The sequence below is a fragment of the Sphingomicrobium sp. genome, assembly GCA_036563485.1.
GTDB lineage: Bacteria > Pseudomonadota > Alphaproteobacteria > Sphingomonadales > Sphingomonadaceae > Sphingomicrobium.
Map to the genome: position 1 here is coordinate 1,343,838 of DATCMI010000001.1, position 21,280 is coordinate 1,365,117.

The following is a 21,280-nucleotide window of genomic DNA, read 5'->3' on the forward strand; positions in this document are numbered from 1 at the left end:
GACACACCATCATCACAAAACACCCCCTGCGTGTTTCAGAAACTTTACAGGGTGTGAAGGAAACCTGCACAAGCGCGCCGGATGTGGGGGGCTTTGCTCGCCACCCGCTATTGCATGGCGCCTGCAACCAGGCGTCGGATTGGGGAGAGACTAATGAAAAAGTCGATTCTGCGCGCGTCTGCTGGTTTCCAGGCGCTCGCACTTATGGGAGCGGGCGTCACTGCCGGCTTCATCGCCGCGGCTCCTGCCGCAGCGCAGGATTACACCTCGGGTGGTCTGACGGGTACCGTCACGAACGCTTCGGGTGCGCCGGTCGCCGGTGCGGCGGTTACCGTCCGTTCGCTTGCGACGGGCACCACCGTTAACGCCACGACCAACGCGCAGGGCCAGTTCACCGTGAACCAGCTCGCTGCCGGCAGCTATGACGTCACCGTCAATGCCGCGGGCTCGCGTTCGTTCACCGCGACTGCCGTTGACGTTCAGCCTGGCCGCACGACCAGCATTCCGGTCGCGCTTGCTTCGGGTGCTGCTGCTGAAGGCGGCATCGTCGTCACCGGCCGCCGCATCCAGGCGTTCACCGGCACGACCACTGGCCGCACCGTCGACGTTTCCGAGCTCGTGAAGACCGTTCCGGTCGGCCGCACGCTTGCCGACGTTACGCTGCTCGCTCCGGGCACCGTCCAGGGCGACACGTCGTTCACCAGTGCCGGTCAGCCGCTGGTGTCGATCGGCGGTTCGTCGGTCGCCGAGAACGCCTACTACATCAACGGTCTGAACATCACGAACTTCGACAACTACCTCGGTTCTGCCGAAGTCCCGTTCGATTTCTACAAGACGGTTGAAGTGAAGTCGGGTGGCTATCCGGCGGAATTCGGTCGTGCGACCGGTGGTATCATCAATGCCACCAGCAAGTCCGGCACGAACGACATCACCGGTGGTCTGCACCTGAACTGGGCGCCGGACCGCTTCCGCTCGAACGGCAAGGATCTCCTGAACTGTGCGGAAAATGATGCGGGCACGATCGAGTGCAATCCGTACACCCGCCGCTCGGAAGACAAGGCCAGCTCGCTGTCGGCCACGGTTGAACTCGGCGGTCCGATCATTCGCGATCGCCTGTTCGCGTACGGCTTGGTCGAAATGCGCCGTACGTTCCAGCGCACGATCAACGTGCTCAACGAGCAGGCCACTGAAGATCGCTCCAGCGATCCGTTCTGGGGTGCGAAGATCGACGCTTTCCCCATCGACGGGCAGCATCTCGAATTCACGATCTTCGACACGCGCAAGACCGTCCGTCGTGAGATCCGCGACTGGACGGACAGCGAAGACGGTGGCCTCCTCGGTCCGATCGTGTCGAGCCGTAACCTCAACTACGGTGGCGTGAACTGGGTCGGCAAGTATACCGGCCGCTTCACGAATTGGCTGACGCTTTCGGCTGCTTACGGGCGCAACCGCGACCGCTTCGACACGCCGGGTCTCGATGAAGGATCGACGGCTCCTTACATTGCGAACGGCACGACCGGAACGCTGTTCGGCATTCCGAGCGGTGGCCTGGCCACTGGCCAGACGACGACCATCGTCGATCAGCCGTACGAAACCGAGCGCAAGTTCCTGCGCGGTGACGCGGACATCAACGTCGACTTCTTCGGCAGCCACCGCTTCCGCGTCGGCTTCGACCGCGAGAAGAACACGCTCAACCACTTCGCCGTTCGCCCGGGCGCGGGCGTGCTGTGCACCGTGGGCTTCCTGACTGCCGAGGCGTGCAACGCAAACGGTGGCAATGCCGGTGCGGCGCTGATCTTCCGTCCGGCCCAGACCACGGGTGCGAACGCGGGTCGCCCGATCGTTGAAGTGAACTACTACAACAGCGGCGGCGAGTTCCAGTCGGTGAACACGGCCTACTACCTGCAGGACGAGTGGAAGACGCCGCTTCAGGGTCTGACGCTCAACCTCGGCGTTCGCCGCGACGACTTCGTCGTGAACAACCCGGAAGGCGACACGTTCATCTCGCTGAAGAAGAACTATGCGCCGCGGATTGGCTTCACCTACGACGCCTTCCCGTCAATGCGTGGCCAGTTCTTCGGTTCATACGGCACCTACTACCTGCCGATCGCCAGCAACACGGCGTTCCGCGCGACCTCGGCCGAGTACTACATCCGCGAGCGCTACTATGTGGACGCTCTCGATGCGAATGGTCTGCCGATCCTCGGGCCGCAGGTGACCAACGTCGGTTCCTACCAGAACCCCAACTGCGCGCTGCCGATCGTTCCGCAGTCCAGCGGGGCGTTCTGTAACCAGACCGGCAACGGCGAGCCGAAGGATCCGACCTTCTACCTGTCGCAGGATCTGAAGCCGACCAAGGTTGCCGAATGGATCCTCGGCTATCGGCAGAAGCTCGGTGACTTCAACGTTGGCGTGGCTTTCACCAACCGCTCGACGAAGAACCTGAACGAAGACGCGAGCTTCGACCAGGCGATCATCAACTACTGCGAAGCCAATGGCATCGCAGGCTGCGCCGACTATTACACCACGGGCAGCCACCAGTTCGCGATCGCCAACGTCGGCAAGGACGTGACCCTGGTCATCGACGGTGGTCCGCTCGATGGTCAGACGATCACGATCCCGGCGGCTCTCACCGGCTACCCGAAGGCGAAGCGCACCTATCGCGCTCTCGACTTCACCTTCGACCGTCCGTGGGACGGCCGTTGGAGCCTCGGCGGCAGCTACTCGCTGTCGTGGAGCAAGGGTAACTCGGAAGGCTTCGTGAACTCGGATACGGGTCAGGACGACGCCGGCGTTCTCGCCGACTGGGACTTCCCGGGCTTCATGGACTACTCGTACGGCTACCTGCCGAGCGATCGTCGCCACAAGATCAAGCTGTTCGGCGCTTTCGCTCCGATCCCGCAGCTGATCCTCGGCGCGAACGTCCAGATTGAGTCGCCCCGTTCGCTGAGCTGCTTCGGTTGGCACCCGACCGATTACTTCGCGAACAACTATGCGGCCGCGTACAATCACTACTGCAATGGTCAGCCGTCTCCGCGCGGTACGGCGCAGAAGAGCGATTGGAACAAGCGCGTGAACCTGTCGGCCAGGTACAACCTGACCGTTCCGGCGACGGGCCTTGGCGTGACGCTTCGTGCGGACGTGTTCAACGTCTTCAACAGCCGTCCGGTCCTGTACCGCAGTGAAATCGGTGAACTGGCGCCTGCCGACACGGATCCGGTGACCGGTCTGCCGACCGTCTTCACTCCGGCGCCGAACTACGGTCAGCCGCGTGTCTACGGTTCGCCGCGTTACGTCCGCCTCGGCCTCGACGTCGGCTTCGGTGGTCCGGCTCCGGTGGTTCCGGTTGCTCCGGTGATCGCACCGCCGCCGCCGCCGCCGGCAGCTCCGGCGACGATCACCTGCCCCGACGGGCTCGTGATCCTGGCGAACCAGCAGTGCCCGGTGGCTCCGCCGCCGCCGCCGCCGCCGGCTCCGGCTCCGGAGCGTGGCCAGTAAGGCCAGCTGTCTCGCGCAAGCGAACAGTTGTGAAAAAGGGAAGGGTCGCTCCGCTGGAGCGGCCCTTTTCTGTTTGGGGGTAAGGTCACGACGCCGGCGCAAGCGACGGACGAGCGTCCGCTCAGGCCCGCACGAATTCAACGAAAGGTGGTCTCGGCCCGGTGGGGCCGAGCCGATCAGGCGGCCGAGGCCAGTTCCTTGGCGAGACGATCGCTAGTCGTCTCGTAAGCGCGCCAGAAGTCGCCCATCCAGGGCGCATAGGGCTCGGCCTGGCCGATCGCCTTCGTCGTGATCGGCTGCCGAACCTGCTGCAGGCTGGCGGTCCGCACTGCGCGCTTCTTGGTGTGGAACTGCTCCATTGCGTCTTCCCACGGGAGCCCGGCATGCGACGCAATCCGACGGATCATCGGAGACGGATCGTGGACGAGCTCCTGATAGTCGACGGCAAGGATGCCGTCGCCAAGAACCTTGGACCAGTGGGTGAAGAGGGCATCTTCGACTGCGAAGAAATGCCCCATGTCCGCAAAACGCCAGCACCAGGCGAGCGGCGAGGTGAAGAGGGTTCGGTAACAAGAGATCGCGACATCCGCGAGGTTGCGCCGCATCCAGATCACCGGGCAGCCCGCAAGCGCATGGCGGATCAGGCCCATGATGTGCGATTGGGTCAGCGACTTGTCCACCACGAGCGCGTCCGTACGAAAGCGCATTGAAAGCATGCGCTGGTACTGAGCACCGATCGTTCCCCAGGGATCGCTTCCGGCCTCGGCCTTCCGATCGTAGGCAAGCGCTCCGGCGTAGCGATAATCCAGTGCCGGGATCAGGGCCGCACGCGCGAGATTGACCTCGGCGCCGTCATGCACCTCGCTATGCGCGACGAGGATCTGCTCGACGAGCGTCGTTCCGCTGCGCGGCAAGCCGTTCACGAAGATGGATGCGCGTGGGCGATATTCGGCGGGTCGAAGCGCCTCCAGCGCCGCCGGAGTGAATTCCCGGATTGCCGCCACGGCAAAGGCTTCGAGTTGCTGCGGATTGTACTGGGCTTCGCTCCGACGTGCTGCGGCACCGCGCGAATAACAGTCCATCGCACGCGCGTAGTCGCCGCAGTCGTGGAATGCCTTGCCCAGCCCATATAACAGGCGCGATTGCGCCGAGGGATCGCTGCTCCGTCCCGCCCGCTCCACCGCCAGCATCTGGTCGATCCAGTCCGGGTGCTTGCTCATGTTGGTAATGGTGCTGAGCGAGAACCAGCCCTGGGCCGCGAGCTCGGGATCCTGGACTACCCGCAAGTGAAGCGCCGTCGCTGCTTCGAAATCGCCATCCTGGGCAGCCATCTGCCCCCTGACGTGAAGCACGGCCGGGTGGTAGGCGACTTGGTTGCCGAGCCGCGTAATCTCCTTTTCGACCACGTCGGTGCGGCCGAAGATCGTCAGATCCTTCCAATAATCGAGCTGGCGCGAAAGCATCAGGGGCGCAGTGGCGGCATATTTCCGCATCGCTTCGACCGCGAGTTCGATCTCGCCGATCTGCCCGCAAAGCTTGCCGATGCTCTTCCACTGAGCGCCGGTCGGCGGGCCCTTGTGCACCGCCTCCGCGATCAGGGCTGCAGCCTCGTCGCGCTCCCCGACCCGCAGCCGGCCAAGCGCCGCAAGGACCTTTTGCTTAACCTCGTCTTCCGTCATCGCCGGGCTATTGCCGTATCGGCCGAGCGGCGTCCATTCGCCTCTGCTTAGCCGATGTGCGTCAAGCGGCCGCGGACACCGATCCAGCTTCCGTCGCGGGCGTCAGCACCAATTGCCCGTCACCCTCGTCGACGTGAACAGTCGATCCATCCCCGACTTTGCCGGACAATATCTTGTCGGCCAGCGGGTCCTGCAGATATTTCTGCACTGCGCGCTTGAGCGGCCTTGCGCCATAGACCGGGTCATAGCCGACGCGCCCGAGCCAGGCGCGCGCCGCATCGGTGAGGTCAAGCGTGATCTTGCGATCTTCGAGCAGCTTCTGGAGCCGGGCGACCTGGATATCGACGATCGGCCCCATGTGCCCCGCGCTCAAGCGGTGGAAGAGGATGATCTCGTCCAGGCGGTTGAGGAACTCGGGCCGGAAATGGCCGCGGACGACCTCCATCACCTGGTTCTCGGCCTTTTCGACCGGCTCGTCCTCGCCCAGCGCGGCCAGATATTGCGAGCCGAGGTTCGAGGTCAGGATGATGATGGTGTTGGTGAAGTCTACCGTGCGGCCCTGGCCGTCAGTGAGGCGACCGTCGTCGAGCACCTGGAGGAGCACGTTGAACACGTCGCCGTGAGCCTTCTCGACCTCGTCGAACAGCACGACCTGGTACGGCCGGCGCCGCACCGCTTCCGTCAGCACGCCGCCTTCTTCATAACCGACATAGCCGGGAGGCGCGCCGATCAGCCGCGCGACCGCGTGCTTTTCCATGAACTCCGACATGTCGATGCGGACCATCGCCGTCGGATCGTCGAACAGGAATTGCGCAAGCGCTTTAGTCAGCTCGGTCTTGCCGACGCCAGTGGGCCCGAGGAACAGGAAGGAGCCGAGCGGGCGGTTCGGATCCTGGAGGCCGGCCCGGGCACGGCGCACGGCCGCCGACACGGCCTTCACCGCATCTTCCTGGCCGATGACGCGGGCGCCGATCGCCTGCTCCATGTTGAGCAGCTTCTCGCGCTCGCCTTCCATCATTCGTTCGACCGGAACGCCGGTCCAGCGGCTGACCACGCCGGCTATGTCCTGGTCCGTAACTTCCTCGCGAAGCATCGCGCCCTTGGTCACCGCCTGCGCTTCGCCAAGCTGCTTCTCGAGCTCCGGGATGCGGCCGTATTGGAGCTCGCCGGCCTTCGCGAGGTCGCCGTTGCGCTGCGCCTGTTCGAGTTCGATCCGGGCGGCGTCGAGCTGCTCCTTGATCTTGGCTTCGCCGGCGATCTTGTCCTTCTCGGCCTGCCAGCGCTGGGTCAGCTCCGACGATTGCTGCTCGAGATTCGCAAGCTCTTCCTCCAGCTTGGCGAGCCGGTCCTTCGATGCGCGGTCCTGCTCCTTCTTCAGCGCCTCGCGCTCGATCTTCAGCTGGATAATTCTCCGGTCGAGGTTCTCGATCTCCTCGGGCTTTGATTCCACTTCCATCCGGATGCGGCTTGCCGCCTCGTCCATCAGGTCGATCGCCTTGTCCGGCAGGAAGCGGTCCGTGATGTAGCGGTTGCTGAGCGTTGCCGCGGCGACGATCGCCGCATCGGTGATGCGCACGCCGTGGTGAAGCTCGTACTTTTCCTTCAGCCCGCGCAGGATGGAAATGGTGTCGGGTACCGTCGGTTCGCCGACGAACACCGGTTGGAAACGCCGCTCCAGCGCCGCATCCTTCTCGATATATTTGCGATATTCGTCGAGCGTCGTCGCGCCGATGCAGTGCAGCTCGCCGCGCGCGAGGCTCGGCTTCAGGAGGTTGCCGGCGTCCATCGCGCCTTCGGCCTTCCCGGCGCCGACCAGCGTATGCATCTCGTCGATGAACAGGATGATCTCGCCGGCAGCCTGCTTCACTTCGTCGAGCACGCCCTTCAGCCGTTCCTCGAACTCGCCGCGGTACTTCGCGCCGGCGATCAGCGAACCCATGTCGAGACTTAGCAGGCGCTTGTCCTTGATGCCGTCGGGCACGTCGCCATTGGCGATGCGCAGCGCCAGCCCTTCAGCAATGGCGGTCTTGCCGACGCCGGGCTCGCCGATCAGTACCGGATTGTTCTTGGTGCGCCGCGCAAGCACCTGGATCGTGCGGCGGATTTCCTCGTCGCGGCCGATGACCGGGTCGAGCTTGCCCGCCCGCGCCGCCTCCGTCAGGTCGCGGGCATATTTCTTCAGCGCGTCGTAGCGGTCCTCGGCACCTTGTGTATCGGCCGTGCGGCCGCCGCGCAGCTTCTCGATCGCGGCGTTCAGCGCCTGCGGCGTCGCGCCCGCGCGCCCCAGCGCCTCGCCGACGTCGCTGCCCGTGGCCAGCGCAAAGGCGAGCAGGATGCGCTCAACCGTGACGTAGCTGTCGCCGGCCTTCTTCGCGACCTGCTCGGCCTGGTCGAGGATGCGCATCGTATCGCCATCCAGGCCTGGCGCCTGGGTCGCGCCGGTACCCGTCACCGACGGGATCTTCGACACCAGCAGATCGACTTCCCGCTGCGCGGCCTTGGCGTCGCCGCCCGCGGCGTTGATCAGCCCCGCAGCCATGCCCTGCTCGTCGTCGAGCAGCGCCTTCAGCAAATGCGCCGGAGCAATCCGCTGGTGATGCTCACGAACGGCAATCGTTTGCGCTGCCTGAAGGAAGCCGCGCGCGCGGTCGGTGAGCTTTTCGAAATCCATCTGGTCCTAACCCCTCTTGCTACTCACCGGCATGTAGTGTTGCACATTAGCAACACAAGGGGTCAGGCGTCAGGGCTTCGGCGCCTTCGGCTGATCCTTCGCGAACTTGTCGCCAAAATAGCTGCCCTGGTACCAGCGCGGCGCCTCTGGGGCATCGGCCAGCTCCCGGCCGATCAGGTAATTGATCCGGGCGAACTTCGCCGCGGCCTGCCAGTCGAAGGGCAGGGTCACCTCGTCGCTGACGCGGTGATAATGATTGGCGATGAAGTCCTGGAAGGCGGCCTTGCCCGGTCCGGCCCAGCCGGTCGCAAGGTACACCGCGGGGATGCCCTTCTCGACGAACATATAGTGGTCCGAACGAGTGAAGAGGCCTTCCTCCGGCACTGGGTCCGGCGAGAGTTTGACGCCGGCCGAGGCGACCGCCCGGTCGACCGTCGCGCCCATGGTGGAATGCTCGGCGCCGAATGCGATCATGTCCTGGAAGTCGTAGGTCAGGATCGGCATGTCGAGATTGACGACGCCGACTACCTTGCGGTCCTTGCCCACGGGATAGTGCGCCAGATATTCGGCGCCGAGCAGGCCGTCTTCCTCGGCCGTCAACGCCGCGAACATGATCGTCCGCTTCGGCCGCTTTCCGCTGTCGACGAACGCGCGAGCCGCCTCCAGCATGGCTGCCACCCCCGACGCATTGTCCATCGCGCCGTTCATGATCGTGTCGCCTTTGTCGGCTTTGACGATGCCGTCGTGGTCGAGGTGGGCGGTGAACAGGATCACTTCCTTGGCGAGGTTCGGATCGCTTCCGGGGATCAGGCCGACGACGTTGGGGCTGGTCATGTTGGCAACGCTGCTCTGCCGCTGGAATCGGATCTTGCCGGGGATCGCGAAGCCCTTCGGCCGGAATGCCGTATCCTCGATCGCCTTGTAGAGCGCGTCCACCTTCATCGGCGCATTCGCAAACAGCGCGGCCGACGCCGCCGGACCGAGCGCCCCGCCGACTTTGAGCGACGGCGCGATCACGTTCGGCTTCCCGTCCGGATGTACCCAGCGCAGGCGAGGAACGCTGCCATATTCGCGCATCCGCTCCCACGCGAGTTGCTTCATGGAAGCCGGCGTGACGATGCCGATGGTTCCGATGGCGCCCTTCGACTCGGCGAGCCGCGAGCGATTGTCAGCAAGGTCGGCGACGACATCGCTCGGCGCGCCGGTCGGAAGGCTGCTGAGCAGCGCAACAACTTTGCCGCGGACGTCGAGGCCGCGATAATCGTCGAAGCCGTAGCGGTTGTCCTCCATCCCATAGCCGACGAACACGACCTCAGCTTCGAGATCCTGGTTCGGGAAAATGCTGGTGCCCGAAAGCACGACGTCCTGGCCGTTGAGGAAGGGCTTGCCGCCGATCGTGATGGCGTTGGTGGCGTACGGCTTGATCGACGCAAGCACGAACGGCACCTGCTGATAGTAGCTCGCGCCGTTGGCCGGCTTGAGGCCGAGCGAGGCGTAGCGGTTCGCAACATAGGCCGCCGCGATATTGTAGCCGCGCTCCCCGGTGTTGCGGCCCTCGAGCAGGTCATCGGCAAGGAAGCTGACGTCGGCGCGGATCCGCTCTGGCGAAAAGGTCTGCGCGGCGGCAGGCCCGCTTGCGAGCGCGAGTGCCAGCAGTGCAAGGCTATGCGATTTCATCGGATGTCCCCCAAGCAACAGGCGCAGACGATGCGCCAGATACCGCTTGGGGACAATCCTATTGCGGATTGCCGCGTTCGGGCGCGGGGGGCGGCGATGCTGTTGCGGCGGGCTGGGGCAATGCAGTCGACGGGGCGGGCGTGAGCGGCCGGCCGATCGAATTGGCATCCTCGACATGGACGATCGGCGGGCATTCCGCCGCAACAGCCGGGTCCATGTTCCAGCGGCGGAACTTGGTGCTGTCGACGTGGAAGCGAACGAAGGCATAGAAGCCGAGCCCGGCCCGATAGCGGGACCCATGCTTGTTATGGTCGCTGCACAACGCGCGCATCAACGTTACCCGCTGAATCGGGCGCAGCGGCACCATGTCGATAGCGCTGTCCAGCTTGTGCGCACTTTCGACCGCGCCGCCGGCGCAGACGTTCAGCTGCGGGTTGCGATACACGGAAACCGCTTCGACGGGCCCGATCGCCGGCACGACGAAGTCCCGAACGTAGCGCAGCGTGTTGACGATGTTAGGCCATTCGCTGGACGGCGGCACTTCGAACGGCTGGGCGCCGCAGTCGCGCCATGAGGTGGCGGTGCGAAGCAGCTGCCAGGTCGGGAGAATCCCGGCGACGCGGCTGGCGCTCAGATAATCGTTGAATGCCCTGACCTGCAGAGCGCGCTCGGGCGCGGCGAGGTACCAGGCGCGGTAGCCGGGCTCGTCCTGGCCGACGGTCACGTAGGGCGCGGCGGGGTTCCACGCACTTGGAACGGGCGGAACGGGACTCTGGCCCGCGGCATGGGCGCTGGAGACCAGCAGCAGGAGAAAGGCGATCAATCGCATCATCTTGGAATCATAGTCGGTCCCGGCGCCTTGAAAAGCGCTGAACGGCGGCCCACTGTTTGATTTCTATGACACAGCCAATCGACGTCGATCTCCCGCACAGCCTCGGCAAGGACGAGGCCCGCCGCCGCATCTCCAACAACATCCACAAGCTGCAGGAACATATTCCCGGCGGCGCTCAGGTTCAGTCGGGCTGGACCGGGGACCAGCTCAACATGGACATCGCTGCGATGGGCCAGGCCGTAACCGCAACCATCGACGTGATGGACAACAAGGTGCACCTGCGCGTGCTTCTGCCCGGTATGCTCGGCATGTTCTCGGGCATGATCCAGGCCGGGCTGCAGAAGAAGGGCGGCGTCTTGCTCGAGGATCATAGCAAGGGCTGACCGTCGCCGCTAAGCTGGCGCACAAAAGGGGGCGTCATGCGGCATTTCGCGATCGTCGGTTCGGGACCTGCAGGCTTCTACACCGCGGAGGCGCTCGAAAAGGCCTATGGCGAAGCCGCGCGGATCGACATCATCGACCGCTATCCCGTTCCCTACGGCCTGATCCGCTTCGGCGTCGCGCCCGACCACCAGTCCTTGAAGGCTGTTTCGAAGCGCTACGACAAGACGGCGGACAGCGCGGGCGTCGATTTCATCGGCAATGTCTGCGTCGGCCGCGATGTCTCGGTCGATGAACTGCTGGAAGTCTATGACGCGGTGATCCTCGCCACGGGGGCGCCGCACGACCGCAAGCTCGGCATCCCGGGCGAGGATCTTCCGGGCGTCGTCGGTTCGGCCGAATTCGTCGGCTGGTACAACGGTCACCCGGACTTCGCGGATCTCGACCCGTTCCTCCATGGCGAAGGTGCGGTCGTCGTTGGCAACGGCAATGTTGCGCTCGACTGCGCGCGCATCCTCTCCAAGACCCGCGACGAGTTCGGAGGGTCCGACATCGTCAATCATGCACTGGACGCGCTCGACGGCTCCGCCATCCGCACGATCACCATCCTCGGCCGCCGCGGCCCGCACCAGATCGCCATGACGCCCAAGGAGCTGGGCGAGCTCGGCCACCTCCATGCCGCGGTGCCGGTCATCGACCCCGCCGATTTCCCGCCAGCCGAAGCCGACGAGCCGCTCGAGCCGGGCTTGCGCAAGTCCGTCAGCCTGCTGCGCGGCTTCGCGGACCTCGCGCTGGACAAGCCCAAGCGGATGATCTTCGACTTCTTCGCCAAGCCGCTGCGGGTGGAAGGCGAGGGCAAGGTCGAACGAGTAATCGTCGAGCGCACCGAGCTGGACGAGACAGGCGGCGCTCGCGGCACCGGCGAGATCTACGAAGTCCCGGCTTCGCTGGTCATCACGGCGATCGGCTATTCCACCGCTCCGATCGAAGGGGTGCCGTTTGCGGGCGGCAAGTTCGTGAACGAGGCGGGCCGGATCGCCGAGAGGCTCTATGCCGTCGGCTGGGCGCGCCGCGGCCCTAGTGGGACAATCGGCACCAACCGGCCGGACGGCTATGAAGTCGCGGACCAGGTCGCGGCCGCATTGCCCGCCGGCGGCAGCGGCGACCGCGAGGGCGCGGAGGGGCTGAAGCGCTTGCTCGCCACCCGCGGCGTGATGCCCACCGACTATGAGGATTGGCGAAAGATCGAGGAAACGGAGACCGCCAACGCCCGGCCGGGCAGCCCCCGCGAAAAGTTCGTCCGCCACGAAGACTGGCTGGGCGTCCTGCAGCGCTGATTCACCGGTTGCGCTAAGCGCCACCCCCATCTATCTAGCCCCCGCCTTGGCTCCCGCCGCGACCTGTCGCGACGATAGCGGGTTCCGGTCGGGGAGTAGCTCAGCCTGGTAGAGCACTGTCTTCGGGAGGCAGGGGCCGGAGGTTCGAATCCTCTCTCCCCGACCATCATCCGCAGCACAAGCATGCGGGGCATGCTTGTGACCGGATGATCTTTGCGGATGTCCGGGGACATCCGCCGATAAATCGATCCGCAGCGACCATCCGGTGGATGGTCCGAAGCCGTGATCCTACACGCGGTCGTGGGGCGGCTAAGGCAGATCAAGCATATACGCTCACCAATATCTTAACCCTGTTCGCGTAAGCACAGCGAATGTTCGGCGCTGTTCGACGCCTGCCGCTGTATGGCGCGCTGCCCTTAGGCTGCGCGCTTGCTGCCCTGTGCCCGTCAGGCGCCGCCGCATCCGACACGCGATTTTTCACGCCCGACACGTTCGAATTATCGGGCGACCTGCGCTTCGTCCTGGTCGATGGCGAGCCGAGCTGGGTTGAGGGCGGCTTCGGCAAGCTGCGGTCTGGAAGCGACGGCGGGTCGCGCCTGACCCCGCAGCTCGGCAACGCCAACCTGATCTGGCAGCCGCAATTCACCTGGTCGCTGTCGGCAACCGTGGTCGCGACGATCCAGGGCGGCGAGCGGACCGAAGCGGGCGTGAACCAGGCCTTCCTGAGCTTCCGGCCGATGCGCAGCAGCAGCGGCACCAGTCTGTCGGCCCGTGCCGGGCTGATGTGGCCGCCGGTCAGCCTCGAACATGAAGGCGCCGACTGGCACGTCGGCGACAGCATCACGCCGTCGGCGATCAATAGCTGGATCGGCGAGGAAGTCAGGCCGCTCGCCCTTGAAGGCACGGTGAGTACCAGCATCGGCTCCCACCGGCTTCGCGCGACGGCGGCGGCGATCGCCGCGAACGACACTTCGGGCACGTTGCTGACCTTCCGCGGCTGGGCGCTCCACGACCGCATCACACTCGGCTTTCGGCGCCAACCGCTGCCGCCGCTCGGGGACGACGTCAGCACGTTCCAGCCGCGCTACACCCATCCGCTGATCGACATCCACAGCGGCTTCGCGCACCGGCCCGGCTATTATGCCAAGCTGTCGTGGCAGCCGCCGGTGCCGGTCCGGGTCGACCTGTTCCGTTACGACAATCGCGCCGACCCCGAGGACGTGAACCTCGAGATGGAATGGGGCTGGCGCACGGCCTTCGACAATGTCGGCGTGGTCGCCGATCTGGGCGCCGGAACGACGCTCAAGGCGCAGGCGATGCAGGGGCGGACGCGCATGGGGTTCATGGAAGGCGATCGGCGGTGGATCGACAATCGCTTCCGCTCGGCATTCCTGATGCTGACGAAGCCGGTCGGCCCAATCGGGCTGGCGGTGCGGGGAGAGGCGTTCGGGACCCGCAATCGCGGCTTCCACTGGGACCACGAATATGACGAGCATGGCTGGTCGGCGATGGTCGCCGGAAGCCGCGAATTCGGCCGTTTCACCGGTCTGCTCGAACTACTCCACGTCGCCAGCACCAGCCCGGCGCGCGAACATTCAGACCTCCCCTTTCGGCAGCGGCAGACGCAGCTGCAAATGGGATTACGAACGCGCTGGTAACCACGTCGGTCGTGACGGCGTTTACCGTCGCTGCGTTAATCATCGCCGATGGTGCGTATTATCCTTGGATCCGTCACGGCGCTGGCGCTTGCAGCACCGGCCGTCGCAGCCCCGCTGGCCGTCCGCGTCGTCGACGCGGCGGGCAAGCCCGTGCGCGACGCCGTCGTGACCTTTTATCCCAACGGCCAGGCGCGGGCGCCCCGTGCCGGCGGCCGCTACGTCATCTCGCAGAAGGACCTGCAGTTTCACCCGTTCCTGGCCGTCGTGCCGGTCGGGGCGGAGGTTTCCTTTCCGAACCTCGATAACACCCGGCACCATGTTTATTCCTTCTCGCCGGCCAAAAGGTTCGAGCTGAAGCTGTTCGCCAAGGACCAGTCGCGAGCGGTTCGCTTCGACCGTGCCGGAGTCGTCCCGCTCGGCTGCAACATCCACGACCAGATGACCGCCTTCGTCGTCGTCACCGACAGCGTCTGGACTGCACGCACCAATGCCCAGGGCGTCGCCGCGTTTGCAGACACGCCGGGTGGACCGGGACGAGTCACGGTCTGGCATCCCTATCTGCGGGCGCCGGGCGGCAAGCTGCAGCAGGCGCTCGCCGCCGGCCAGACGCGCCTCAATTTCTCGGCCCGCCTGCGGCCGCCGGCCCCGGCAATGCACACGGATTATTGATGCCGATGGGGCGCTTCCGTTCGCTGAGCACCCGCCTGACGGTGCAGTTCGCCCTGTTGTTCGCAGTGGCGATGCTCGGCGTGTCGGCGGCCCTTTCGACATTCATCGCCGGATCGGCGTCGCGGCACGTTGCCGAGCAGCTGCAATCGTCGGGCGCCGTCTACGACCGGCTGTGGCAGCAGCGCTCGCGCGAGCTCCAGAACGCCGCGCAATTGCTCGCCCGCGACTTCGGCTTCCGGGCCGCGGTTGCAAGCGCGGACGCGCCGACGATCCAGTCTGCGCTCGACAATGCGGCCGCGCGGCTGAAGGTCCGAAGCGCGTTCATCGTCAGCGCCGACGGGCGGGTCACCAGCATCGATGGCGGCATTTCTCCGCGCGAGACGGAACGGCTGTGGGCGCCGCTCGACGAAGGGCGGCTCACCGGCGTGTCGGTCCTCGCCGGGCGCCCGCGCCAGATCGTCGCCGCGCCGGTGATGGCGCCCAACCTCATCGGCTGGGTCGTATTCGCGCCCACTCTCGAGGGCCGGGAGATGCGCAGCCTCGAGCGGCTGTCGGCAATTCCGCTCCACGCGGCCGTGCTCGCGCGAAGCGGCGGCGCCTGGACCGAGGCTGCGGGCAGCGTCTCCGTGCTCAGCCCGCAAGCCGCGGCAAGCGCGGAGCGGCACATGGCGACCGGCGCCACTTTCCAAATGAAGGTCGCTGGCGAGAAATCGATCGTGCTCGCCAAGCCGCTTCCCGCCTTCGCGCCGGGCGAGCGGGCGATGCTGATGCTGACCTATTCGAAGGCACAGGCGCTTGCCGACGCCCGTGTGCTTCAGGCTGCGCTCGCCGTCATGACGTTGCTCGGTCTGCTGCTGATGGGCTTTGCTACCTGGCGGGCGGCGGGGCGCATCACCCAGCCGCTGGCGCGCCTCGACGAAGCTGCCGGCCGGCTCGCAAGCGGCGAGCATGTCCAGGTGCGCGTCCGCGGCAGCGACGAACTCGCGCGCCTCGCCGCCAGCTTCAACGAAATGGTCGGCCGGATCGTCGAGCGCGAGCAGCGCATTACGCAGCTCGCCTTCAACGACGTGCTCACCGGCCTGCCGAACCGGACCATGTTCCACCAGCAGCTCGACCAGCTGTTCCGTACATCCGAAGCCAATGGCAGCCTGTTCGCGCTCCACTGCCTGGACCTCGACCAGTTCAAGGTCATCAACGACACGTTGGGCCATCCGGCGGGCGACGCGCTGCTGATCGAAACCGCGCAGCGGCTGCGCCATGTCGCACGCGGCCACTTCGTCGGCCGCCTCGGCGGCGACGAATTCGTGGTGCTGCAAAGCGTCGGCGTGGACCGCGACGCGATCGATCGGCTGGCTCGCGACATCATTGCCGCGATCACCGTGCCGGTGACGATCGACGGCAATGAATTCGTGCCCTCGACCAGCATCGGCATCGCCATCGCGCCCGACGACGGCCGGGACGGCGGCACCTTGCTTCGCAACGCCGACCTGGCGCTCTACCGCGCCAAGGAAGCGGGGCGGGGCACTTACGCCTTTTTCGAAGAAAGCCTGAACAAGCGCGCTCAGGAGCGGCGCCAGCTGGAAGCCGACCTTCGCCTCGCTCTCGAGCGCGGCGAGTTCGAACTTCACTACCAGCCCTTGTTCGACCTCGAGAAGAACCGCGTCTGCTCGTTCGAGGCGCTGCTGCGCTGGAACCATCCCAAGCGCGGCCAGATCTCGCCCGTCGACTTCGTGCCCGTCGCGGAGGACACCGGCCTCATTGTGGCGATCGGCGCTTGGGTGATCCGCGAAGCCTGCGCCCAGGCCGCGCGCTGGCCGGCCGACGTGCGGATCGCGGTCAACGTTTCACCCGTCCAGTTCCACCGCGGCGCGCTTCACGAAACCATCCTGCGGGCGCTCGCGGCCAGCGGCCTCGAACCCGGCCGCCTGGAAGTGGAAATCACCGAATCAATTTTCCTTGAAGGAAGCGAGACGACGCTGCGCCTGCTCCATGCGCTTCGCACGCTCGGCGTGCGCGTGGCGCTCGACGATTTCGGCACCGGCTATTCGTCGCTCAGCTATTTGCAGAGCTTCCCATTCGACAAGCTGAAGATCGACCGCAGCTTCATCCACAATCTGCTGACACGGGATGGGGCTAGCGCGATCGTCCGCGCCATCACCGAATTGGCGCACGCGTTGAACATCGAAACGACCGCGGAAGGCGTCGAGGAGACGGCGCAGCTGGTCGAACTGCGGGCGCACGGCTGCTCGTCGGTGCAGGGCTTCCTGTTCGCCGAGCCGATGACGGTGTCCGATGTCGAGCAGCTGTTCCGCGACGACCGCTTGGGCATCCGCAACGTCGCCTAGGCCAACGCGCTCCGGTCCACCTCGTCGATCCGGGTGCAGCCGGTCAGCGCCATTGCGACCCGCATTTCCGCTTCGATCAGCTGCAGGACGTGCGCAACGCCCGCTTCGCCGCCGCCTGCAAGCGCATAGGCCCAGGCGCGGCCGAGAAGGACGAAATCGGCGCCGAGCGCGAGCATGCGCACCACATCCAGGCCTGACCGTACGCCGCTGTCGGCAAGGATCGGCATGATCCCGCCAAGCGCGTCGGCAATCGCCGGCAGCGCCCGAGCGCTCGACAATGCGCCGTCTAGCTGCCGGCCGCCGTGATTGGAGACGACGATCGCATCCGCCCCGCTGGCCGCCGCTTGGCGGGCATCATCGGGGTCGAGGATGCCCTTGATGATTAGCGGGCCCTTCCATTGCTCGCGCACCCAGGTCACGTCCTTCCACGTGACCGATGGATCGAAATTGGCGTGGATCCAGGCCTGGAAGTCGCTGAGCGGCGCCTTCGACCCGACGATCGGCTCGAGGTTGCCGAGGCTGTGCGGCTTCCCGTGCAAGCCGACGTCCCACAACCATCCCGGCCGCGACGCGAGTTGGACCGCCCGCCGCAGCCCGGCGCCTGCAGCTCGCGCATCGCGATAACGCGAGCCCGGCACCGCGAGGTCGACGGTTAGGACGAGCGCCTCACAGCCAGCCTCACGCGCGGTGTCGATCATCTGAGCGACGAAGCCGCGGTCCTTCACGAAATAGAGCTGGTACCAGGGGACGTTCCCTAACCGGGCGACTTCGCGAAGCGAGCAGGCGCCGACCGTCGACAGCGCGAAAGGAACGTTTGCGGCAGCCGCGGCTCGCGCTGCCTGGACCTCCCCGCGGCGGGCGTAGAGCCCGGCGAGGCCGACCGGCCCGAGGCCAACCGGCATCGCCCAACGCTTGCCGAACAGGTCGGCGGAAAGGTCGATGTTCGACACGTCGCGCAGCACCCGCTGCTTCAGCGCGATCGCCTGAAGGTCGTCGACATTCCGCCGCAGCGTCGCTTCGTCGTACGAACCGCCGTCGAGATATTCGAACAGGAAGTGCGGCAGCCGCGCCCTTGCCAAGGCCCGATAGTCACTCGCAGAGGCGGCTTTGCTTCGCGTCACTTAGCCTCCCGTTCACTGTTCCCTGCTACGCCCGCAAGCGCCGCAACAATCGTTAGTCGGCAAGGGGGCATTCGGAAACCGTGACGCGTTTCGTCAATCTCTATTTGCTCGTGAGCGGCGGGCTCGCCGGCCTGGCGCTGGCGATACCCTCGCTGGTGGTGATGGGGCTGTTCCTGCTCATCCTGCCCGGGCTCATCCTCGGCCTCGCCCCGACGGCATTCATGTGGGGCCTGGGCTTTGCGCTTCCCTGGTACGCGGTTCGCCCGGTCCTCGGCGACTATCTGGCGATCGTCCCGGCTGCGCTGATCGCCGCGGCCATCTTCTGGTTCATCCCGCAAGCCGGCATCGCCGAGAGCAAGGCACGGCTTTCCGCCTCTCTGCAGCCGGAACTGATCCCCGCGCAACCGATCCGGCTGGCCGGCCACATCCTTCTGTCCAGCTCGGGCATGGCGACCGAAAAAGGTGCACGAGGCGCTCCTTACGACCAAGCCGAGATCGCGCGGCGGCCATATGTCTGCGACGCCGTGTGCGCTGCTCTGCTGGCGACACCCGGTGTCGAGAGCGTGACGGTGAATAGCGACCAGCGGCCGGGGGACGGGGGCGCTCAGATGAGCGCCCATGCGCGTACATTCCGCCTCGTTCCCAAATCGGAATGTTCGGGGCCGAGCGTTCGTCCCACCAACCCTGATCAGCTCGGGCTGACCCAGGGCGCCGGCGGCGCCTCGCGTGCCCGGATCCGGCGGCTGTTGTCCCGGCCCTTGCAGGCGGAATGGGATGTTCGCCTTTCCACGAAGGAATGCATCGTCGCCGAGGCGCCTCGCACCCAGCACGATTTCGTCATCCGCAAGCACAGCTACCGGAACTTCGAAAGCGAATCGCCGCGCGAATCAAGATGGTCTCTCGGTGCGCTTCCAGTCTCTGTGGACATGCTGGAAATTGCCCAGGCAGATGGGCGCATCCTGCTTCGCAAGATGCTCGCGCGTACGTCGATGCTTCAGGCGCCCCTCAACATCGGCACCGCAGGCGATCTCCAGAGCTTCCACTTCAAGTGGTCACGCAAGGACCTGTCGAACGGCAAACGGTATGAATCCTTCAACGCCAACCAGCTGCTCGCCGATCACAGCACGCTGCGCACGGAGGTCGACTTCGCAACGGTGATGCAGGACTCGCGCGATCGGCTGGCCCATGCGCTTGCCGACCCTGCGCTCCCGGCCTCCGACCCGGCATTCCAGCTCGCGGGTCCGTGGATGAACTCGCTGGACGGGCAGGAGGTCAGCGACGCCGACCGCGCACTTGTGGCGACGCTCATCCGCGACCCGCGCGTGACGAAATTCGACGGCCTCCATTATGCGATCAAGGCGATGGGCGAGAGCGCCGCAGAGCTGCGTGCACCAATGATCGAACGTATTGCCTCGACCGATCTGACAGCCTCGGACCGGCCGCGCGATATTGGCCGGGTCATCGCTTCGCTGCCGCCAGGCACATTCGCTTCGTTGACCGATCCGGAGAAGGCGATCCTCGCCGACCCGGCCCGGCGCGTGCTCGCCGCCGGATTGATCTCGCGCCAGGCCGATCGCGGTCCTGCCGCGGTGCCGCTGCTGCTCGACATCCTGAAATATCACCTGCGCGAAATCGCGCGGGAGAGGGCCGAATCTGCGGGCGCCTCAGACAATATGATCCCGGTCGATCGCGTCCGCATGGCATTGTGCCTGATGGGGCCGGAAGCCGCATCTGCACTCCCCGCCATCGAACGCCTGGCAGCCGAGGGGCTCGTGGATCAGCGCTTTGCGGACAGCCGCGAATGGCAGCTGATGCTCGCGCGCTTGGGCAAGCCTGTCACTTCGATCCCGAAGCCGGGCAACCTCTCCGGCACCGAAGCCAATTTCCATCGCAACCTTCAGGAACGGCTGGACCGCTTCAAACCCGACAGGTGCGGGCCGCAGTGGAGCTAATCTAGCTCGCGAAGCTCGGGTCGAGCCGGTACGCCTTTCGCTTCAGCGCCGGCCAGGCGAGCAGGTTGGCCGCCATGGCGACCCCCACTTGCCCCTGCTGAGCGGTGATCTCCGGCGCGCCCTGCGGCGGGTTGTTGATATTCTCCCCGGCCGACAGGGCCATGATCTGCGCCTGGCACGCGCGTTCCAGGAAGTAGAGGCGCACGAAGCACTCGCCGACGGTCTTGCCGACCGCGAGCGTGCCATGGTTGCGCAGGATCATCGCATTCCTGGTGCCGAGGTCGGCGACCAGCCGCTCGCGTTCGTCGAGGTCGACCGCAACGCCTTCATAATCGTGGAAGGCGACGTCGCCGCGCACCAGCATCGCCGTCTGCGTCAGCGGCAGCAGCCCCTCGTTGTGGGCCGAGACCGCCTGTCCGGCGGGCGTGTGGAGGTGCATGACGGCATGCGCATCCTCGCGCGCCATGTGGAGCGCCGAGTGGATAGTGAAGCCGGCGGGGTTGGTGATGAACGGCGTCGGGTCGACCGGGTTGCCGTTGACATCGACCTTCACCAGCGAACTGGCCGTCACTTCCTCGAACATCAGATTGTACGGGTTGAGCAGGAAATGATGCTCCGGGCCCGGAATACGCGCCGAAAGGTGCGTGAAGATCAGGTCGTCCCAGCCATAATAAGCGACCATGCGATAGGCGCAGGCGAGATCGACGCGGATCGCCCATTCCTCGTCGCTGACCTTGCCCTGGAGCGAGGGAATGTCGACGCTGTCGAGCGCCTTCATCTCGGCCATTCCGCGATTGATGCTGTCGACTCGGTTCATGCGGGCACCTGCTGCCTGTCGGGATGGGCTGCTGCGAATGCTTCCAGCTTGTTGGCATTCTCCTCGGCGCGCAACAAGGTCGGATAAGCGTCCAGCGGCACGTTGAAGCGACGCGCATTGTACAGTTGCGGGATCAGGCAGACGTCGGCGCCTGTCGGCCCGTCGCCGAAGAGGAACTTGCCGGCACGGTCGTTGGCCATGGCTTCGAGTGCGGGCAGGCCCTCGTTGATCCAGTGCGCATACCAGCTGTCGGTCTGCTCCTGCGAAGCGCCGAATTCGCTCTTTAGATATTTGAGCACGCGCAAATTGTTGAGCGGATGGATGTCGCACGCGATCGTCATCGCCATGGCGACCACATGCGCGCGGGCTTCCGCTGCGACGGGGATCAGCGGCTGGTTGGGGTAGCGAAGGTCGAGATAGTTGATGATGGCCAGGCTCTGCGTGAGCCGGTGGCCATCGATCTCCAGCATCGGGACCAGCCCTTGCGGGTTCAGGGCTTTATATTCGTCCGACTTCTGCTCGCTTTCCAGCAGGTTTACCGGGCGCTGCTCATAATCGACGCGCTTGAGGTTCAGGGCGATCCGCACGCGATAGGCGGCGGACGATCGATAATAATCGTAAAGGATGATCCGGCTCATGGCCG

General features: G+C 65.6%; 14 protein-coding genes and 1 tRNA gene. 8 read left to right on the plus strand and 7 right to left on the minus strand.

All coding sequences use genetic code 11. The features are described from left to right. Nucleotides 1-153: 153 nt before the first annotated feature. Nucleotides 154-3,498 carry a TonB-dependent receptor gene (locus VIL42_07045; GenBank protein ID HEY8592606.1) on the plus strand — a complete coding sequence of 1,115 codons (3,345 nt, stop codon included), beginning with the start codon at nt 154-156 and terminating at the stop codon, nt 3,496-3,498. Between the two features lie 176 nt (nt 3,499-3,674). Here VIL42_07045 and VIL42_07050 read toward each other — a convergent pair whose 3' ends face one another. From VIL42_07050 to VIL42_07065, 4 genes are all read right to left on the minus strand, one after another. Beyond that, entirely contained in the window at nt 3,675-5,177 is a 1,503-nt protein-coding gene (locus tag VIL42_07050) for a sulfotransferase (protein HEY8592607.1), read from the minus strand. Nucleotides 5,178-5,238: 61 nt separating this feature from the next. After that, entirely contained in the window at nt 5,239-7,848 is a 2,610-nt protein-coding gene (gene clpB, locus VIL42_07055) for an ATP-dependent chaperone ClpB (protein ID HEY8592608.1), read from the minus strand. A 69-nt stretch (nt 7,849-7,917) separates the two neighbouring features. Continuing rightward, nucleotides 7,918-9,525, minus strand: a complete 1,608-nt coding sequence (locus VIL42_07060) for a M20/M25/M40 family metallo-hydrolase (GenBank protein HEY8592609.1) — start codon at nt 9,523-9,525, stop codon at nt 7,918-7,920. Nucleotides 9,526-9,583: 58 nt separating this feature from the next. After that, nucleotides 9,584-10,357 (minus strand): hypothetical protein, encoded by a 774-nt coding sequence (locus VIL42_07065; protein HEY8592610.1) that lies wholly within the window; start codon nt 10,355-10,357, stop codon nt 9,584-9,586. Nucleotides 10,358-10,422: 65 nt separating this feature from the next. Here VIL42_07065 and VIL42_07070 point away from each other — a divergent pair, with 65 nt between their 5' ends. The 6 genes from VIL42_07070 (at nt 10,423) to VIL42_07095 (ending at nt 16,747) form a co-directional block, all read left to right on the plus strand. Continuing rightward, a complete protein-coding gene (locus VIL42_07070; protein ID HEY8592611.1) occupies nt 10,423-10,740 on the plus strand; it encodes a polyhydroxyalkanoic acid system family protein in 318 nt (105 codons plus the stop codon). Nucleotides 10,741-10,776: 36 nt separating this feature from the next. After that, nucleotides 10,777-12,075: an FAD-dependent oxidoreductase gene (locus VIL42_07075; GenBank protein ID HEY8592612.1), complete on the plus strand. Its 1,299-nt coding sequence runs from the start codon at nt 10,777-10,779 to the stop codon at nt 12,073-12,075. 89 nt (nt 12,076-12,164) lie between these two features. Next, nucleotides 12,165-12,241, plus strand: a tRNA-Pro gene (locus VIL42_07080). Between the two features lie 205 nt (nt 12,242-12,446). Then, complete coding sequence (locus tag VIL42_07085; protein ID HEY8592613.1) at nt 12,447-13,733, plus strand: hypothetical protein; 1,287 nt, start codon at nt 12,447-12,449, stop codon at nt 13,731-13,733. 48 nt (nt 13,734-13,781) lie between these two features. Further along, nucleotides 13,782-14,402 carry a methylamine utilization protein gene (locus tag VIL42_07090; GenBank protein ID HEY8592614.1) on the plus strand — a complete coding sequence of 207 codons (621 nt, stop codon included), beginning with the start codon at nt 13,782-13,784 and terminating at the stop codon, nt 14,400-14,402. Beyond that, the gene (locus tag VIL42_07095; GenBank protein ID HEY8592615.1) at nt 14,402-16,747 is read left to right on the plus strand and encodes an EAL domain-containing protein; all 2,346 of its coding nucleotides are present in this window, start codon (nt 14,402-14,404) and stop codon (nt 16,745-16,747) included. The genes VIL42_07090 and VIL42_07095 overlap by 1 nt, the downstream gene beginning before the upstream one ends. Here the strand turns inward: VIL42_07095 and VIL42_07100 are convergent. Beyond that, nucleotides 16,744-17,868 (minus strand): L-lactate dehydrogenase, encoded by a 1,125-nt coding sequence (locus VIL42_07100; protein ID HEY8592616.1) that lies wholly within the window; start codon nt 17,866-17,868, stop codon nt 16,744-16,746. The two genes, VIL42_07095 and VIL42_07100, sit on opposite strands and share 4 nt — an antisense overlap. Before the next feature lie 80 nt (nt 17,869-17,948). Here VIL42_07100 and VIL42_07105 point away from each other — a divergent pair, with 80 nt between their 5' ends. Further along, nucleotides 17,949-19,820 carry a hypothetical protein gene (locus VIL42_07105; GenBank protein ID HEY8592617.1) on the plus strand — a complete coding sequence of 624 codons (1,872 nt, stop codon included), beginning with the start codon at nt 17,949-17,951 and terminating at the stop codon, nt 19,818-19,820. A gap of 1 nt (nt 19,821) precedes the next feature. Here VIL42_07105 and VIL42_07110 read toward each other — a convergent pair whose 3' ends face one another. Both VIL42_07110 and maiA read right to left on the minus strand, forming a co-directional pair. Continuing rightward, a complete protein-coding gene (locus VIL42_07110) occupies nt 19,822-20,598 on the minus strand; it encodes a class II aldolase/adducin family protein (protein ID HEY8592618.1) in 777 nt (258 codons plus the stop codon). Nucleotides 20,599-20,633: 35 nt separating this feature from the next. Continuing rightward, on the minus strand, nt 20,634-21,275 hold the full coding sequence (gene maiA, locus VIL42_07115) for a maleylacetoacetate isomerase (GenBank protein HEY8592619.1): 642 nt from the start codon (nt 21,273-21,275) through the stop codon (nt 20,634-20,636). Nucleotides 21,276-21,280 lie beyond the last annotated feature (5 nt).

What these genes read in the sequence shown, in the direction of transcription:
- VIL42_07045 (HEY8592606.1), top strand. Translation starts at nt 154, where the DNA reads ATGAAAAAGTCGATTCTGCGCGCGTCTGCTGGTTTCCAGGCGCTCGCA.
- VIL42_07085 (HEY8592613.1), top strand. Translation starts at nt 12,447, where the DNA reads ATGTTCGGCGCTGTTCGACGCCTGCCGCTGTATGGCGCGCTGCCCTTA.
- VIL42_07070 (HEY8592611.1), top strand. Translation starts at nt 10,423, where the DNA reads ATGACACAGCCAATCGACGTCGATCTCCCGCACAGCCTCGGCAAGGAC.
- VIL42_07065 (HEY8592610.1), bottom strand. Translation starts at nt 10,357, where the DNA reads ATGATGCGATTGATCGCCTTTCTCCTGCTGCTGGTCTCCAGCGCCCAT.
- VIL42_07090 (HEY8592614.1), top strand. Translation starts at nt 13,782, where the DNA reads ATGGTGCGTATTATCCTTGGATCCGTCACGGCGCTGGCGCTTGCAGCA.
- VIL42_07075 (HEY8592612.1), top strand. Translation starts at nt 10,777, where the DNA reads ATGCGGCATTTCGCGATCGTCGGTTCGGGACCTGCAGGCTTCTACACC.
- VIL42_07050 (HEY8592607.1), bottom strand. Translation starts at nt 5,177, where the DNA reads ATGACGGAAGACGAGGTTAAGCAAAAGGTCCTTGCGGCGCTTGGCCGG.
- VIL42_07110 (HEY8592618.1), bottom strand. Translation starts at nt 20,598, where the DNA reads ATGAAGGCGCTCGACAGCGTCGACATTCCCTCGCTCCAGGGCAAGGTC.
- clpB (HEY8592608.1), bottom strand. Translation starts at nt 7,848, where the DNA reads ATGGATTTCGAAAAGCTCACCGACCGCGCGCGCGGCTTCCTTCAGGCA.
- maiA (HEY8592619.1), bottom strand. Translation starts at nt 21,275, where the DNA reads ATGAGCCGGATCATCCTTTACGATTATTATCGATCGTCCGCCGCCTAT.
- VIL42_07095 (HEY8592615.1), top strand. Translation starts at nt 14,402, where the DNA reads ATGCCGATGGGGCGCTTCCGTTCGCTGAGCACCCGCCTGACGGTGCAG.
- VIL42_07060 (HEY8592609.1), bottom strand. Translation starts at nt 9,525, where the DNA reads ATGAAATCGCATAGCCTTGCACTGCTGGCACTCGCGCTCGCAAGCGGG.